Annotated in this window: 15 protein-coding genes; 7 read left to right on the top strand and 8 right to left on the bottom strand. The window is 33.3% G+C overall.

Annotated features, from left to right (window positions below):
* Positions 1 to 80 precede the first annotated feature (80 nt).
* Both Q4487_RS16395 and Q4487_RS16390 read right to left on the bottom strand, forming a co-directional pair.
* Complete coding sequence (locus Q4487_RS16395) at positions 81 to 827, bottom strand: uroporphyrinogen-III synthase (protein ID WP_100896810.1); 747 nt, start codon at positions 825 to 827, stop codon at positions 81 to 83.
* A 5-nt stretch (positions 828 to 832) separates the two neighbouring features.
* The gene (locus tag Q4487_RS16390; RefSeq protein WP_303545258.1) at positions 833 to 1,486 is read right to left on the bottom strand and encodes a DUF4271 domain-containing protein; all 654 of its coding nucleotides are present in this window, start codon (positions 1,484 to 1,486) and stop codon (positions 833 to 835) included.
* Between the two features lie 185 nt (positions 1,487 to 1,671).
* Between Q4487_RS16390 and Q4487_RS16385 the strand changes: the two genes are divergently transcribed.
* Genes Q4487_RS16385 through Q4487_RS16375 form a run of 3 tightly spaced genes read left to right on the top strand, consistent with a single transcriptional unit; the run spans position 1,672 to position 4,198 of the window.
* Positions 1,672 to 2,400 (top strand): polyprenol monophosphomannose synthase, encoded by a 729-nt coding sequence (locus tag Q4487_RS16385; RefSeq protein WP_100894719.1) that lies wholly within the window; start codon positions 1,672 to 1,674, stop codon positions 2,398 to 2,400.
* Between the two features lies 1 nt (position 2,401).
* Positions 2,402 to 3,736: a dihydroorotase gene (locus tag Q4487_RS16380; protein ID WP_303545254.1), complete on the top strand. Its 1,335-nt coding sequence runs from the start codon at positions 2,402 to 2,404 to the stop codon at positions 3,734 to 3,736.
* A 36-nt stretch (positions 3,737 to 3,772) separates the two neighbouring features.
* A complete protein-coding gene (locus Q4487_RS16375; RefSeq protein WP_100894717.1) occupies positions 3,773 to 4,198 on the top strand; it encodes a DUF4296 domain-containing protein in 426 nt (141 codons plus the stop codon).
* Here Q4487_RS16375 and Q4487_RS16370 read toward each other — a convergent pair.
* Positions 4,164 to 5,171, bottom strand: a complete 1,008-nt coding sequence (locus tag Q4487_RS16370) for an NAD-dependent epimerase/dehydratase family protein (protein ID WP_303545251.1) — start codon at positions 5,169 to 5,171, stop codon at positions 4,164 to 4,166. The genes Q4487_RS16375 and Q4487_RS16370 overlap by 35 nt on opposite strands.
* A gap of 94 nt (positions 5,172 to 5,265) precedes the next feature.
* Between Q4487_RS16370 and tyrS the strand changes: the two genes are divergently transcribed.
* The 3 genes from tyrS (at position 5,266) to Q4487_RS16355 (ending at position 10,487) form a co-directional block, all read left to right on the top strand.
* Positions 5,266 to 6,561, top strand: a complete 1,296-nt coding sequence (gene tyrS, locus Q4487_RS16365) for a tyrosine--tRNA ligase (protein ID WP_303545248.1) — start codon at positions 5,266 to 5,268, stop codon at positions 6,559 to 6,561.
* A 252-nt stretch (positions 6,562 to 6,813) separates the two neighbouring features.
* The gene (locus Q4487_RS16360) at positions 6,814 to 9,186 is read left to right on the top strand and encodes a prolyl oligopeptidase family serine peptidase (protein ID WP_303545246.1); all 2,373 of its coding nucleotides are present in this window, start codon (positions 6,814 to 6,816) and stop codon (positions 9,184 to 9,186) included.
* A gap of 5 nt (positions 9,187 to 9,191) precedes the next feature.
* Entirely contained in the window at positions 9,192 to 10,487 is a 1,296-nt protein-coding gene (locus tag Q4487_RS16355) for a hypothetical protein (protein ID WP_303545243.1), read from the top strand.
* A 101-nt stretch (positions 10,488 to 10,588) separates the two neighbouring features.
* Here the strand turns inward: Q4487_RS16355 and Q4487_RS16350 are convergent, their stop codons facing one another.
* The 5 genes from Q4487_RS16350 to Q4487_RS16330 form a co-directional block, all read right to left on the bottom strand.
* Positions 10,589 to 11,158, bottom strand: a complete 570-nt coding sequence (locus Q4487_RS16350) for an NAD(P)H-dependent oxidoreductase (RefSeq protein ID WP_303545240.1) — start codon at positions 11,156 to 11,158, stop codon at positions 10,589 to 10,591.
* Between the two features lie 74 nt (positions 11,159 to 11,232).
* Positions 11,233 to 12,054: an AraC family transcriptional regulator gene (locus Q4487_RS16345; RefSeq protein ID WP_303545235.1), complete on the bottom strand. Its 822-nt coding sequence runs from the start codon at positions 12,052 to 12,054 to the stop codon at positions 11,233 to 11,235.
* 27 nt (positions 12,055 to 12,081) lie between these two features.
* A complete protein-coding gene (aat, locus tag Q4487_RS16340; protein WP_034645898.1) occupies positions 12,082 to 12,726 on the bottom strand; it encodes a leucyl/phenylalanyl-tRNA--protein transferase in 645 nt (214 codons plus the stop codon).
* Positions 12,727 to 12,731: 5 nt separating this feature from the next.
* A complete protein-coding gene (locus tag Q4487_RS16335) occupies positions 12,732 to 13,115 on the bottom strand; it encodes a DUF3127 domain-containing protein (protein ID WP_100894708.1) in 384 nt (127 codons plus the stop codon).
* Positions 13,116 to 13,154: 39 nt separating this feature from the next.
* Positions 13,155 to 14,051, bottom strand: coding sequence for a flavin reductase family protein (locus Q4487_RS16330; protein ID WP_303545229.1), 897 nt, complete (start codon positions 14,049 to 14,051; stop codon positions 13,155 to 13,157).
* 106 nt (positions 14,052 to 14,157) lie between these two features.
* Here Q4487_RS16330 and Q4487_RS16325 point away from each other — a divergent pair, with 106 nt between their 5' ends.
* Positions 14,158 to 15,306 (top strand): PAS domain-containing sensor histidine kinase, encoded by a 1,149-nt coding sequence (locus Q4487_RS16325; RefSeq protein ID WP_303545226.1) that lies wholly within the window; start codon positions 14,158 to 14,160, stop codon positions 15,304 to 15,306.
* Position 15,307 lies beyond the last annotated feature (1 nt).

Here is a 15,307-nt window from a genome sequence, read left to right as displayed (position 1 = left end):
TTACTTTAATATATTTCTAAAATATATGCATAAAAAAAGCCTCATAAAAAAATGAGGCTTTTACGTATAACGTATTATTTTTATTTTTTATTAGCAGTAGTAATGTACTTCTGTAAAGCCATTGTCATAGATGGCGTTTCTGGTGTTGGCGCAAGTATGTCTATACGTAAACCAGCATCTGTAGCAGCATTAACTGTTGTATTTCCGTAAACAGCTATTTTAGTATCATTTTGTTCAAAATCTGGGAAATTCTTTAATAAAGACTCAATACCAGACGGACTAAAGAACACTAGTATATCGTAATACACATTTCTTAAGTCAGACAAATCACTAATTACTGTTTTATAAAAAATAGCTCTTTTCCATTCTAAACCAAGACCATCCAATGTTTCAGGTACTATTGGCTTTAATACATCTGAAGAAGGTAAAAGAAACTTTTCTGTTTTATACTTTTTTAACAAAGGAGTTAAATCTGCAAACATTCTTTTACCAACATATATTTTACGCTTACGGTAAACTACATATTTTTGAAGATAGTAAGCCACAGCCTCAGACTGGCAAAAGTACTTCATAGAATCTGGCACTTTAAAACGCATTTCTTCTGCAATTCTAAAAAAATGATCTACAGAATTTCTACTCGTAAGAACTATTGCTGTAAAGTTGTTTAAATCTATTTTTTGCTGACGCACTGTTTTTGCATCAACGCCCTCTACATGTATAAACGGTCTAAAATCTACCTTTAACTTCTCCTTTTCAATAAGTCTTGAATAGGGAGAATTCTCCATTTTAGGTTCTGGCTGAGAAACCAAAATCGTTTTTATCTTCATAGACATCAATATTTTAGGTAACTACCTATTATCACAAAAGGTGAAATTTCGAGTGCGCAAAGGTACAAAATAAAATAGAAAAAATTAATTGTTATGAAATTTCGATGAATTCTTAGCAGATTAACCCATCCAATGCACAGTACAACGATAAACAAAACCGCCGCCAAATAAACAACTAACTCAGAATATGGCGTAATATATGTAAGAAAAATATTAGCCACAAACAACACTAAACCACTGTAATTTTGATAAGAAACTTTATTAAAAACAATGTGTACAATGGCAGATTCGGCGTCAAAAACAAACCCATTTATAAACTGAAGTATCAATTTTAAAGAAATAAATAACGCTAATATTCCAAAAATTAAAAGGTATTTAGTTGGCGTTACTACTTCTCCTATTTTAAAAATAGCAAGTATATAATAAAAAAACAGTGCTACGTTTAACCACAAAAACAAACTCCACAATACATTAAACCAATTAAATAAAATATGCTTTTTGCTGTGCAAAAAAATATATTTGTTATTAAAAGGTAGTACCACAAAATTTATAAACTTATTGTAAAAGAAGATTTTACTTAAAACCAATACAAAAAGACTAACCACAAATATGGTGGTAACCCAATCTACATTATTAAAAACCCTAGTAATAGATTCCATTATTATTTTTGTCTTCTTTTAAGTGGCACAAAACTACAAATTAATACTTAGACCAACTTTATTTATTAATACGTGTTTAAACACAAAAAAGACGCAATACAGTGGTAAATAAATCATAAAACGTGCTTAAGGTTTTATCACTAAAATTTAAATAGTACTTTTGTAAATTCAATACTAAAAAAAGAATGACAGATAGCTTAGTTATAATTCCTACTTTTAATGAGATAGAAAATATAGAAGCTATTATTAATGCAGTTTTTGCATTAAAAAAGGAATTTCACATTCTTGTTGTAGATGACAACTCGCCAGACGGTACTCCTCAAAAAATAAAAGAATTAATAACACAATTTCCTGGTAAATTATTTTTAGAGGTTCGTAAAGAAAAAGCTGGTTTAGGAACTGCTTATATTCACGGTTTTAAGTGGGCTATTGCTAAAAAATACGATTATATATTTGAGATGGATGCAGATTTTTCTCATTCACCCAAAGACTTAATAAACCTATACAATGCGTGTATTGCTGGCGCAGATTTAGCCATTGGTTCTAGGTATGTAAAAGGTATAAACGTTGTAAACTGGCCTCTTTTTAGAATTTTGCTTTCTTACGGCGCATCGTTTTACGTAAAAATAATAACGGGTATGCGTGTAGACGACCCAACTGCTGGTTTTATATGTTACAAAAGAAAAGTTTTAGAAAATATTAGTCTAGATACAGTACGTTTTATTGGCTATGCTTTTCAAATAGAAATGAAATTTAGAGCACATTTAAAAGGCTTTAAAATACAAGAAGTACCTATTGTTTTTACAGATAGAGTACGCGGAAAATCTAAAATGAGTTCTTCAATTATTGGCGAAGCTGTTTTTGGAGTCATAAAAATGAAATACATAAGCTTGTTTCAAAAAAACAAATTTTAAAATGAAAAAGACACTAATAAAAAACGCTAAAGTTGTAAATGAAGGTACAGTTACTAACTGTGATATTCTTTTAAACGGTAATTTTATAGAAAAAATAAGTAGTTCTATTAGTGATGCTAACGCTACTGTTATAGATGCTAAAGGTAATTATGTTTTACCTGGCATTATAGATGACCAAGTACATTTTAGAGAACCAGGACTTACACACAAAGGTAATATTGCTACAGAAAGTAGGGCTGCCGTTGCCGGTGGTGTAACTACCTTTATGGAGCAACCAAACACAAATCCGCAGACAACAACTATAGAAAAATTAGAGGAAAAATTTGCAGTAGCAAAAGAAAGCTCTTATGCTAACTACTCATTTTTATTTGGCGGCACTAATGATAATTTAGAAGAATTAAAAAAACTAGACAAAAATGCTTGCTCTGGTGTAAAACTATTTTTAGGTTCTTCTACAGGTAATATGCTAGTAGATAATGAAGAGGTTATAGAAAAAATATTTAGCAATACAGAAATGGTAATCTCGGCTCATTGTGAAGATGAGACTACTATTCGCAAAAATATGGCCACCTACAAAGAAAAGTACGGAGACAATATTCCTGTAGAATACCACCCAATTATTAGAAGTACAGAGGCGTGTTACTTATCTTCTTCCAAAGCTATTGCATTAGCAGAAAAAACAGGGGCAAGATTACACGTTTTTCACCTATCTACAGGTAAAGAAACTAGCCTTTTTAGAAATGACATACCTTTAAAAGATAAAAAAATTACAGCAGAAGTTTGTGTTCACCACTTATGGTTTTCTGATGAAGATTACAAAGAAAAAGGCACACTTATAAAATGGAATCCTGCCGTTAAAACGGCAGAAGACAGGTCTATGCTTTGGGACGCCCTTTTAGATGACCGCATAGATGTTATTGCTACAGACCACGCACCACATACTTTTGAAGAAAAAGATAACGTTTACACAAAAGCACCATCTGGCGGACCATTGGTACAGCACGTTTTACCTGCTATGCTAGAGAAAGTTTTAGACGGTACAATTACTATAGAACGTATGGTAGAAAAAATGTGCCACAACCCTGCTATTTTATTTCAGATAGAAAAAAGAGGCTATATTAAAGAAGGATACTTTGCAGATTTAGTTATTGTAGATACCAACACACCTTGGCAAGTAAGCAAATCTAATATTTTGTATAAATGTGGTTGGTCTCCGTTTGAAGATTACACATTTAAATCTAAAATTTCTCATACCTTTGTAAATGGTCATTTAGCATATGAAAATGGCGTTGTTTCAGAAGAGAAAAATGCACATAGACTAACGTTTAACAGATAATTAAACGGTTAACGTTACACCATTAACACAAAAAAGATGAAAAAGTTTTTAACGTTACTTTTTGTAATTGCCACAGTAGCATCTTGTGCAGAGAGTGCTATTGAAAAACCAGATAATCTTATTAGTGAAGAGGAAATGGTAGATATTTTGTATGACTTAGCACTTATTACTGCTGCTAAAAACACCAATTCTAATGTTTTAGTAGAAAACAATGTAAAAACAATGCCATACATCTACAACAAATATAAAATAGATAGTACTCAGTTTGCAGATAGCGATTTATATTACGCAGCTAACCCAACTGTTTATGAAGGATTTTATAAAGATGTACAAAGCAAACTAGATACTATTAAAAAACGACTAGAACGTAAAAGACAGTTTGAAGCAGATAGTATTGCCGCTAGCAGAAAAAAGAATCCAGAAAAACTTAAAGTTGCTCCTGCAAAAACAGGGAAGAAGTAGTTTTAATAACCTCATCTAAATCTGTATACGTAAAATCTATTGCTGTTGTGATTTTTGTATTTTCATAAATATCTTGACTCTTTAGACCGTGAACTTGCATTTTAGAGAGTTTTCTACCTCTTCTGGTTAACAAATGTGCTAGCCAATCTAATCTATACAAAATATTTAACTGCCATATTTTTAAGGCTTTATTAGGCGCTGGTTTTCCTAGTGCAGTTGCTATTTTACCCAACACCTCTTTAAACGTAGCATTTTTGGCTACAGCAATATAACGCTGGTTTTTTAAGTCAGATTTCATTAACCTAATACACATATCTACAACATCACCAACACCAATAAATCCGCTACCATTTGGTGGGTAGTATTTTAATCCGTCTGCTGTTTTACTAAAAAACTGTCCACTACCAGAGTTCCAATATCCAGGTCCTAAAATAACACCCGGATTAACAATAACAGCATCCAACCCCTCTTGTGTACCACGCCAAACTTCCATTTCTGCCGCATATTTTGTAATTGCATATACATTTACATCTGCTTCATTCCAATCTGTTTCTTCAGTAACAATAGGAGAGTTTTCATTTTTCCCAATAGTAGCAATAGAGCTTACATAAGCTAGCTTTTCTACACTATTTGCTAAGCAAAAATTTACAATATTAGCTGTACCCGTTGCATTTGTTCGTCTTAACCTAAAATAATCATTGGGGTCAAAAGAAATTAAAGCAGCACAATGATACACGTGTGTAACTCCAATAAAGGCATTCTCTAAAGCAGGTATATCTGTAATATCTGCAACAACCCATTTAATTTTAGCATACAACTCATCTGCATTATCTACATAATAAGAAAATACTTTTTTAACCTTATCTAAGTCGCTACTTGGCCTATGTATAGCCTTTACACTATCTTCTGTTTTTAGTAGCTGCAATAAAAGATGCGCACCTACCAATCCTGTGCCTCCTGTTACCAATATCATAGTTCAAATTTAGGAATTTAATTTACCATAGACTACTGCCAAAGCTCTCTATTTCTTTTATATTTGCATCTACTATTACAAAAAATAAAATACAATGGCTTCTAATTTTATCGCAGAATTAAAATGGAGAGGGATGATACACGATGTTATGCCCGACACAGAGGAACACTTACTAGAACAAATGCGTGCTGCTTATGTGGGTATAGACCCAACTGCAGACTCTTTACACATTGGCCACTTGGTTAGTGTAATGATGTTGCGTCATTTTCAACTAGCAGGCCACAAACCTTATGCGTTAATTGGTGGAGCTACAGGTATGATTGGTGATCCGTCTGGCAAATCTGCTGAGCGTAATTTATTAGATGAAAAAACACTTAGACACAACCAAAACGCTATAAAAGACCAGTTATCTCGTTTTTTAGATTTTAAAAGCAACGAAGAAAACGCTGCTGTTTTAGTTAATAATTACGATTGGATGAAAGAGTTTTCTTTTTTAGACTTTATTCGTGATGTTGGTAAGCATATTACCGTTAACTATATGATGGCTAAAGATTCTGTAAAAAAACGCTTAAGTTCTGAAGCCAAAGAAGGAATGTCTTTTACAGAGTTCACATACCAATTAGTACAAGGGTACGATTTTTACCACTTGTTTAAAGAACACGACTGTACATTACAAATGGGTGGTAGTGACCAATGGGGAAATATTACTACTGGTACAGAAATGATACGTAGAATTGGCAGCGGTAAAGGCTACGCACTTACTTGCCCATTAATAACAAAAGCAGATGGTACTAAGTTTGGGAAAACCGAAGGTGGTAACATTTGGTTAGATGCAGAACGTACTTCTCCTTATAAATTTTACCAATACTGGCTAAACACGTCAGATGAGGATGCAGAAAAATTTATAAAAATCTTTACTTTTTTAACTAAAGAAGAGATTGATGCCTTAATTACAGAACACAAAGAGGCACCACATATGCGTGCTTTACAGAAAAAATTAGCCGAAGAAATTACCATTAGCGTACACTCTAAACAAGATTTAGACAATGCTATAAAAGCAAGTAATATTTTATTTGGAAAATCTACTTCTGAAGATTTAAAAACACTAGACGAAAAAACTTTTTTAGATATTTTTGAAGGTGTACCACAAGCAGAAGTAACTAAAGCCGACATTGAAGAAGGCTTGGATATGATTGGTGCTTTAGCCGCTAAAACTCAATTTTTAGACTCTAATGGTGCTGCGCGTAGAGAACTTAAACAAAATTCTATTTCTGTAAATAAAGAAAAAGTAAAAGAAGATTACGTTATTACAAGCAAAGACCTAATTAACAACAAGTTTGTTTTATTACAACGTGGTAAAAAGAACTATTTTGTATTGGTTGTAAATTAATTTTATAACACTCATAATATTAGTAAGGCTGGTTTTTACCAGCCTTTTTTTATTCCTTTTTAAATTGAGAATCCATTTTTGCTATTTTAGTTTTTACTTAAATTAAGTTTCATATTCCGCAACCATACATTTACAGACCAAACAGATACTTAGAATATATTATTATGTAATTGGAAATAATGCTAACTTTAGTGCATTAAAAAACTACAGACGCTGACCTAGTCTAAAAATCATCAGAAAGAACCAAAAAAAATGAAAAAGAAGTTCCTTTTTAGCATAAGCATTCTGCTTTGCTCGTTATCAATCTACGCACAAGAAAATAACAAATCGGTTTTAAGTATTAAACAAATTATGCAAGGAGATGCCTTTGTTGGCCACTTACCTTCTGCCCCCAAATGGTCTCAAGACAGTAAAAGCATTTACTTTAATTGGAATACAGAAAATGCATTTAGTGACTCACTATACGTATACAATTTAAACACAGAAAAAACTGCTAAAGTAGATTTTGAAACCGAATACAACTTACCCTCTTTCCCTACTTTTAATTCTGAACGAACAAAAAAAGTATATGTAAAACGTGGAGACATTTTTTATACTGATGTTGCCACCAACAAAACCATACAAATTACACAGACAGAAGACCGAGAAAGAAATGCTAAATTTATAGAGTACGACAGTAAAATTGCATATCAAAAAGGACAAAATATTTATACTTGGAATACAACAACTGGTGCAACTGTACAAATCACAAATTTTACAGATAAAAAAGATCAAGAAAAACGTTTAAGCGATAAAGACGAGTGGTTACGTAACGACCAACTTGCTCTTTTTAATGTTTTAAAAGAGCGTAAAGCAAAAGAAGATGCTCGTAAAAAGGCAATGAAGCGTTACAAAGAAAAAGAGTTGTTTTCTATATACACAGAAGGCAAATCTATTAGTAGTCAAAGTATTAGTACAGATGGTAGTTATGTAACCTATATTGCTGCTACTTATGCAAATAACAAGCGCACTACAATGCCACACTTTGTAACAGAATCTGGTTATGTAGAAAATGAAAATACTCGCTCTAAGGTTGGCGACAAGCCAAGCAGCTACGAGCTTCATATTTACGACATCAAAAACAAAAAAACGTATCCTGTATCTTTAGATAATTTAGAAGGTTTAGACTATGTACCAGAGTATACTAAAGATTACCCAAACAAAGCCTATAAAAACGACAACAGAATTGGCTACATAGTTGGTCCTATTTGGAGTGCAGATGGCAAAAAAGCCGTTTTAGACATTAGCTCTAACGATTATAAAGACCGTTGGATAGTTCTTTTAAACCTTGCTGATGGTACTGTTACAAATTTAGACCACCAGCACGATAAAGCTTGGATTGCCGGCCCAGGAATTGGTTGGGGCAATTTAGGTTGGTTACCAGATGACAATAGTATTTGGTACCAGTCTGAAAAAACGGGATATTCTCATTTGTACAGCACTAATGTGTTAACTAAAAAAACAAAAGCACTTACCTCTGGTAATTTTGAAATTTATGAACCAACCATATCTATAGACAAAAAACGTTGGTATTTTACGGCTAATAAAAATCATCCTGGAGACAGACAATTTTATACAATGCCTTTAAAAGGTGGTAAATTAACTCAGTTAACTACAATGGTTGGTAATAACGAGGTTACTTTATCTCCAGATGAACGCCAAATGGCTATTATATACTCATACAGCAATAAACCAACAGAATTATATTTACAGCCTAACCCAATAAAAAATAGAGCTAAAACAGCTCCAAAACAAATAACAAACTCACTTACTCCTAACTTTAAAAAATACAACTGGAAAGATTCTGAAGTAATTACTTTTAATGCAGAAGATGGTGCAGAGGTTTACGCAAGGTTATATCAACCTAAAACAGCAACAAAAAATAAAGCTGCCGTAATTTTTGTACACGGAGCTGGTTATTTACAAAATGCTCATAAATGGTGGAGCTCTTACTACAGAGAGTATATGTTTCATAACCTATTGGTAGATAACGGGTATACTGTTTTAGATATAGATTACAGAGGAAGTGCTGGTTATGGCAGCAAATGGCGTACAGGCATTTACCGTCATATGGGTGGCAAAGATCTATCGGACCAAGTGGATGGTGCAAAATTACTTGTAGAAAAATACGGAATTGACAAAGATAAAGTTGGAATCTACGGTGGTTCTTATGGTGGCTTTATTACGCTAATGGGAATGTTTAATGCTCCAGACACTTTTAAAGCTGGTGCTGCAATACGTTCGGTTGGTGATTGGGCTGCTTACAACCACGGTTATACTGCTCGTATTTTAAATACTCCGGTTACAGATAGCATTGCTTACAGAAGAAGTTCTCCTATTTATTTTGCAGATGGTTTAAAAGGAGACTTATTAATTCTACACGGTATGGTAGATGACAATGTGCACTTTCAAGATATGGTACGTTTATCTCAGCGCTTAATAGAGTTAGAAAAAAAGAATTGGGAAATGGCTGTATATCCTGTAGAGCGTCACGGTTTTGTAGAGCCTAGTAGCTGGACAGATGAATATACACGTATTTTTAATTTATTTAATGAGAGTCTTTTAAACATTACCACTAAAGAATAACACTTATGAAAAATAAAATAGTAGCCTTATTTGCTGTAATAGCATTAGGATCTTGTAGTAAACCACCAGAAAAGCCTAAAATGAATGCTTTAGCAGAAGATTATGTAAAACTGGTTTTAGAAGTAGGACAATATAATAGTGATTTTGTTGATGCTTATTACGGTCCAGAAGAATGGAAACCAACCTCAACTAAATTAGATACTATACCAGCTTCAGATTTTATTGCCAGAGCCAACACATTAATAGAAAACGCTAATTTGGTAGATACAACTGCTTTTTCTAGTATTGAAACCGCAAGACATACAATGTTTAAAAAGCAACTAATTGCTGTAAAAACTAAGCTAGAGATGCTGGCAGGCAAAACCTATAGTTTTGATGAAGAAGCTAAACTTTTGTATGATGCAGAACCACCGCATTTTACAGAAGAACACTTTAACAAACTTATTGCCGCACTTGAAGAAGAGTTGCCTGGGGATGAAGATTTAGCCACAAGATTTGCTGCTTTTGAACAACAATTTATAATACCAAAAGATAAGTTAGATACTGTTTTTAGGGTAGCTATAACAGAAGCAAGAAAAAGAACAAACCACCATTTTAAATTACCTCAGAATGAAGATTTTGTTTTAGAATATGTAAACGATAAAAGCTGGTCTGGCTACAATTATTACCAAGGAAAAAGTAAAAGTTTAATACAGATAAATACAGATTTTCCAATTTTTATTCAGCGTGCAATAGACTTAGCTTGCCACGAGGGTTACCCTGGTCACCACGTATTTAATGCGCTATTAGAACAAAATTTAGTTGATGCTAAAGGATGGAAAGAATTTTCGGTTTACCCATTATTTTCTCCGCAGTCTTTAATAGCAGAAGGTAGTGCAAACTATGGTATAGACGTAGCTTTCCCAGGAGATGAACGTGTTGCTTTTGAAAAAGAAGTACTTTTCCCTATTGCAGGTTTAGATGCTAGCAAGGCAGATAAATACTATAAAATTCTAGGGTTAATTGGCAAATTAAATTACGCAGGTAATGAAGCTGCAAGAAAATATTTAAACGGAGAAATCTCTAGAGATGAAGCTGCTAAATGGCTAGAAAAATATTTGTTTTACGCGCCAGACAGAGCATTGCAACGCACACGTTTTATAGACCAATACCGTAGCTATGTTATAAACTATAATTTAGGTAAAGACCTAGTTGCAGATTATGTAAAAGCCAAAGGTGGTACTGTGGACCAACCAGAAAAACGCTGGGCTGTTTTTAAAGAGTTGCTAAGTAACCCACACACAGCAAGCAGTTTAAAGTAGTTGACATTTTAGTGAAAATTGCACTAGACAATTAGTGTATTAAAAAAAAAGCGAATCCCAGAACATCGGGATTCGCAAATAGATCATATTTTTATCAATTTTTAAAATATTGATTTGATTTCCTTTGCCCACTGCTCAATAATTTCAGCATCTACTCTATCCGCTTGATCAAAAAATAAATGGTGTTTAACCTCTAAACCACAATAGGTATAAATTCCCTTATCCGACGTAAGCTTAAGAGCTCTATCCATTCCTATATCGTTATACTCTTGTTGTGATTTTCCGTGTGTATTAATAATGATGGCTTGCTTACCCGCAAGTAAGCCTTTTTGAATTCCTTTATCATACTTATAGGCGAAACCATAGCTAAAAACACGGTCAACGTAACCTTTCATAATAGCGGGTAAACCAGTCCACCAAATTGGATAGATGAAAGTAATACTATCTGCCCAAGCAATGTAATTTTGTTCTGCTTTTACATCCTCATAAACTTTTCCTTTTCTTTGTCCTTCTATATCTTCTAAAGAAAGTACAGGGTTAAAATTAAGTTGATACAAATTCCTAACTTTTATTTCGTGTCTTTGTTGGTTTAGTGTATCAAAAACTATTTTTTTTAGGTATCCATTCAAACTTTGTTCATTTGGATGAGCGTAAATGATTAAATGTTTCATTTTTCTACTTTTTTAAAATGCTTTAGAGCAAAAGTAGAATGTTGCTTTCTATTAAAATTGTAAGAAAACGAAAATCAGTTTACTGGATTACATATATCTTGTTGAAATTTTAGGTATTCTGTTGGACTAATATTAATGTAATGTTTAAAGTCGTTAATTAGCTGGCTTTGGTCATAGTAACCACAATCATTTATAATAGTAAACCAATCTTCTTTTGAAACCTTTGAGGTAATCTTTTCAATGTATTCAATCGCCTTTAAAAAGCGCTGGTAGCGGTTAATTTCTTTAGCAGAATACCCAAAGTACTTTTTTTGTTTAATTTGAATGTTTCGCTCTGTTTGGTTATTCCGGCTAGCAATCGACTTAATAGGATTTAAGGAGTTTTTAGTAAATTTTGATAATTGTTCAGCAACATTGTTACGCTGCGCTATATAGGGAGAGCAAAATTCAAGAATGTAATTTACTTGCTGACTTACATCAGCAATTTTATTGAGTTCATACCAGATTGAAGTAAAGCAGTTTTTATTCAATAATTCATCTGGATTAACTGGTAAATTTTCCGCAAGTGAAGTGTTACCAAAAAACCGATAAAACGCATCGTCTTTGAAATTAGCGACCAAAATTTTTGTCCTGGGGTATAATGAATAGTCGAATGCTTTGCGTATTGTTCCCAATACAATGCATTTGCTAATTTCTATTTGTGAATTGTTTTTAGAATTAAGTAACGCACTTCCGCCAAAACTGAAAATTAAAATAGTTTGGTACGATGGTAATAAGGTTTTTGTTATCGTTTTGTTAGATTTATTATCGGCAAAATAGAAATGAGAGAATAATTCTTCATAATCTGCTGGAACAGCTATTCTGAAACTATCATATTTTTCACCGTTTTGTTCCATTGCTTTTTCTTTCGTTTTTGTTAACAACTACTCAATAAACTCCATAAAATAATCCCTATCTATTTCTCTGGCGCCTAAACTCTCTAGGTGCTGGGTATATACTTGGCAATCTATAAGTTTGTAATTGTTAGCTTGCATTTCTTGTACCATTGTTATAAAACCGTATTTAGATGCGTTGCTAACATCACTAAACATACTTTCTCCACAAAACACAGTACCCAAATCTATGCCATACAAACCACCCACCAATTGGTTATCTAACCAAACCTCGTAAGAGTGTGCAAAGCCTTTTTTATGCAATTCTATATATGCGTTTTGCATATTTTGGGTAATCCACGTGCCAGGCTGCCCATCTCTTGGTACAGTAGCACAACGGTGAATTACTTCTTCAAAATTTTTATTTTTTGTAACAGTAAAAGCTTCATCGCGTAAAAGCTTACGCATACTTTTAGAAACTTTTAATTCTTGCGGAAACAATACCATTCTTGGGTCTGGACTCCACCAAAGTGGCAATCTATCATCATCAAACCAAGGGAAAATTCCGCTTTTATAGGCAAGTTGTAATCGTTCTACAGATAAATCTCCTCCAGCCGCTAACAAACCTTCTTCATTAGCTGTATGTACTGGAGGAAACTCTAACTTATCTGTTAAATAATATATTGGATTCACCATTTAACCTAGAAAGGCAAATCATCGTGATCTTCTTCATTTAAATTATCAGCAGGCTCAAAAGCTTGTGCTGGTGCCACTGGAGGTATTCCTGCCCCACCTTCTGGCGCTGCTCCTTGTAGGTTTTCAATTCTCCAACCCTGTATAGAGTTAAAATATTTAGTTTCTCCTTGTGGGTTAACCCATTCTCTACCTCTAAGGTTTATGCTAATTTTTACTGGTTGCCCAACACTATAACCGTTTAACAAATCGCATTTATCTTGAACAAACTCTACCATTATATGTTGTGGATATTGCTCTTCTGTTGTAACAACTACTTCTCTTTTTCTAAATCCGTTGCTTCCAAAAGTCTGAGTTTCCCCAACCATTTTTACTTTTCCTTGTACTTCCATCTTAAATTAGTTTCTTATGCGTGTTTATTAATTTAGTTCTTACTCTATAATATCTATACCTGCCATTAAAAGTTTTAATGCTCCAACTACATCTTCATTAAAAATATACTCCTTAGCTTTTAACTGCAATTGCATACTGTCACTAGTTGCTAATACTGCCTGGGCTTCATCATTGTCTTCTATAAATTCTGTTACACTCTTTGCAGATGGCAACTCTTCTATATTTCCTAAAAAACCTAAATCATTACCAGACAACAACTTACTATTTTTTATTTTGTCTGGCAAACTATCTATGCCTATTCCTAAGGTAGATAAGGGTTTTGGCACCTCAAACATACCTTCTTTAGCTCTACTGTACCAATTTCCACCCATACGGGCAACCAAATCTATTTTATGTTGGTCTATACTTCCGTTTTCATCTAAAACAGCTGTATCTACGTGTACTTTTACAACTTCGCAAAACACCAAATTACCGGCACCACCTTCATCACCCAAAGCCTCTACTTTAGTAACTTTACACTCAAACTGCACTGGAGATTCTGCTACCCTAAAAGGGGTAACCACATCAGACTTTAACATTGTTAAACCAGCTTTTTTAAACTCATTTACCCCTTCTGCATACTCTGTACTAGACAAAGACATTTGCTGTACTATTGCATAATTCACAATATTTATCACAACTTCTTTAGTCTCTAATACATTTTCTAGCGTATGCTTTGTTGTATTGTTTCTTACACGCCTAGCAGGCGAAAATATAAGAACTGGCGGATTTGCACTAAATACATTAAAAAAGCTAAACGGAGATAAGTTAGGGTTACCATCTTTATCTACTGTACTAGCAAATGCTATAGGTCTAGGACCAACCGCCCCTAAAAGATAACCATGCAATTTTGCTGTAGTTACCTCGTTTGGAACTATAGATATTGTTTTTTTCATAGAATGCAAAGGTACATAATTTGTCCGCTATTTAAAACAAGATGTGACTATAGAAATACCAAATGTGCATTAAATTACGTTATCTTTAAACCCTATAATTGGCTAGATGAATTTTAACCCAAAAAACAAAACTATAAACATTTCCTTAATGGTTGGGGCTTTCTTTATTGTAAGCCTTATTTTATGGAATACAAATAGTTTTTTTGAACAATTTAAAAAAGAAGAACGCCATAAAATGGAGATTTGGGCCACGGCACAAACAGAGTTCCGTAATTCTTCACAAACCGAAGATTTAGGAGATTTACATTTAAAGATTTTTCAGAACAACACCTCTACACCTATGATTTTGGTGAATAAAAATGGTACACTTAATGCTAAAAATATAGAAAGTAAAAAAACAAAAGACACTGCATTTATCAACCAAAAAATAGAAGATTTTAAAAAAGAAAATACACCCATTTTAATGACGCATAAAGGAGAGTTAATTGCTACTTTATACTATGGAAATTCCGAAGTTTTAAACAATTTAAAGTATTACCCCTTAGCGCTATTGCTAATTATATTTTTATTTGGTGCTGTAATTTTCTTTTTCTTTAAAACCAATAAAGCGTCTGAACAGAGTAAACTTTGGGCTGGTATGGCCAAAGAAACAGCACACCAAATTGGCACTCCGCTTACCTCTCTTTTAGGATGGAATGAACTTTTAAAAGATGAAAATATAAATCCAGAAATATCTGTAGAAATAGAAAAAGATATCTCTAGATTACAAACCATAACAGACAGGTTTTCTAACATAGGATCATTGCCTAAGCTTGAAGAAAAAGATATTGTTGCCGAGACAAAAAGTGCTTTTGACTATTTAAAACGAAGAAGCTCTAAACTTATACAATTTTCTTTTGACAGTAAGGTTGATGAACTACCTGTTATGCTAAACAAACCTTTATTTAACTGGACCATTGAAAATCTTGTAAAAAATGGAATTGACGCTATGCGAGGCAAAGGGCATATTGCTATAGAAATTATCCCTGCCGGAAGTATTGTTAATATTTTAGTGTCTGACACTGGACACGGAATACCCAAAGGAAACTATGCTTCAATTTTTAATCCAGGGCACACATCTAAGCGTCGTGGCTGGGGTTTAGGGCTGTCTTTAGTTAAAAGAATTGTAGAAGAATACCATAACGGCAAAGTAAAAGTGTTATCTTCGAGCAAAGATGGCACTGTGATGCAGATTTCGCTAAAAACAAAAGCTTAAC

This window comes from Cellulophaga sp. 3_MG-2023 (assembly GCF_030546975.1).
In the GTDB taxonomy this organism is placed as follows: domain Bacteria; phylum Bacteroidota; class Bacteroidia; order Flavobacteriales; family Flavobacteriaceae; genus Cellulophaga.
The sequence above is the reverse complement of the archived record's forward strand: the minus strand, read 5'-3'. Positions and strand labels throughout refer to the sequence as shown.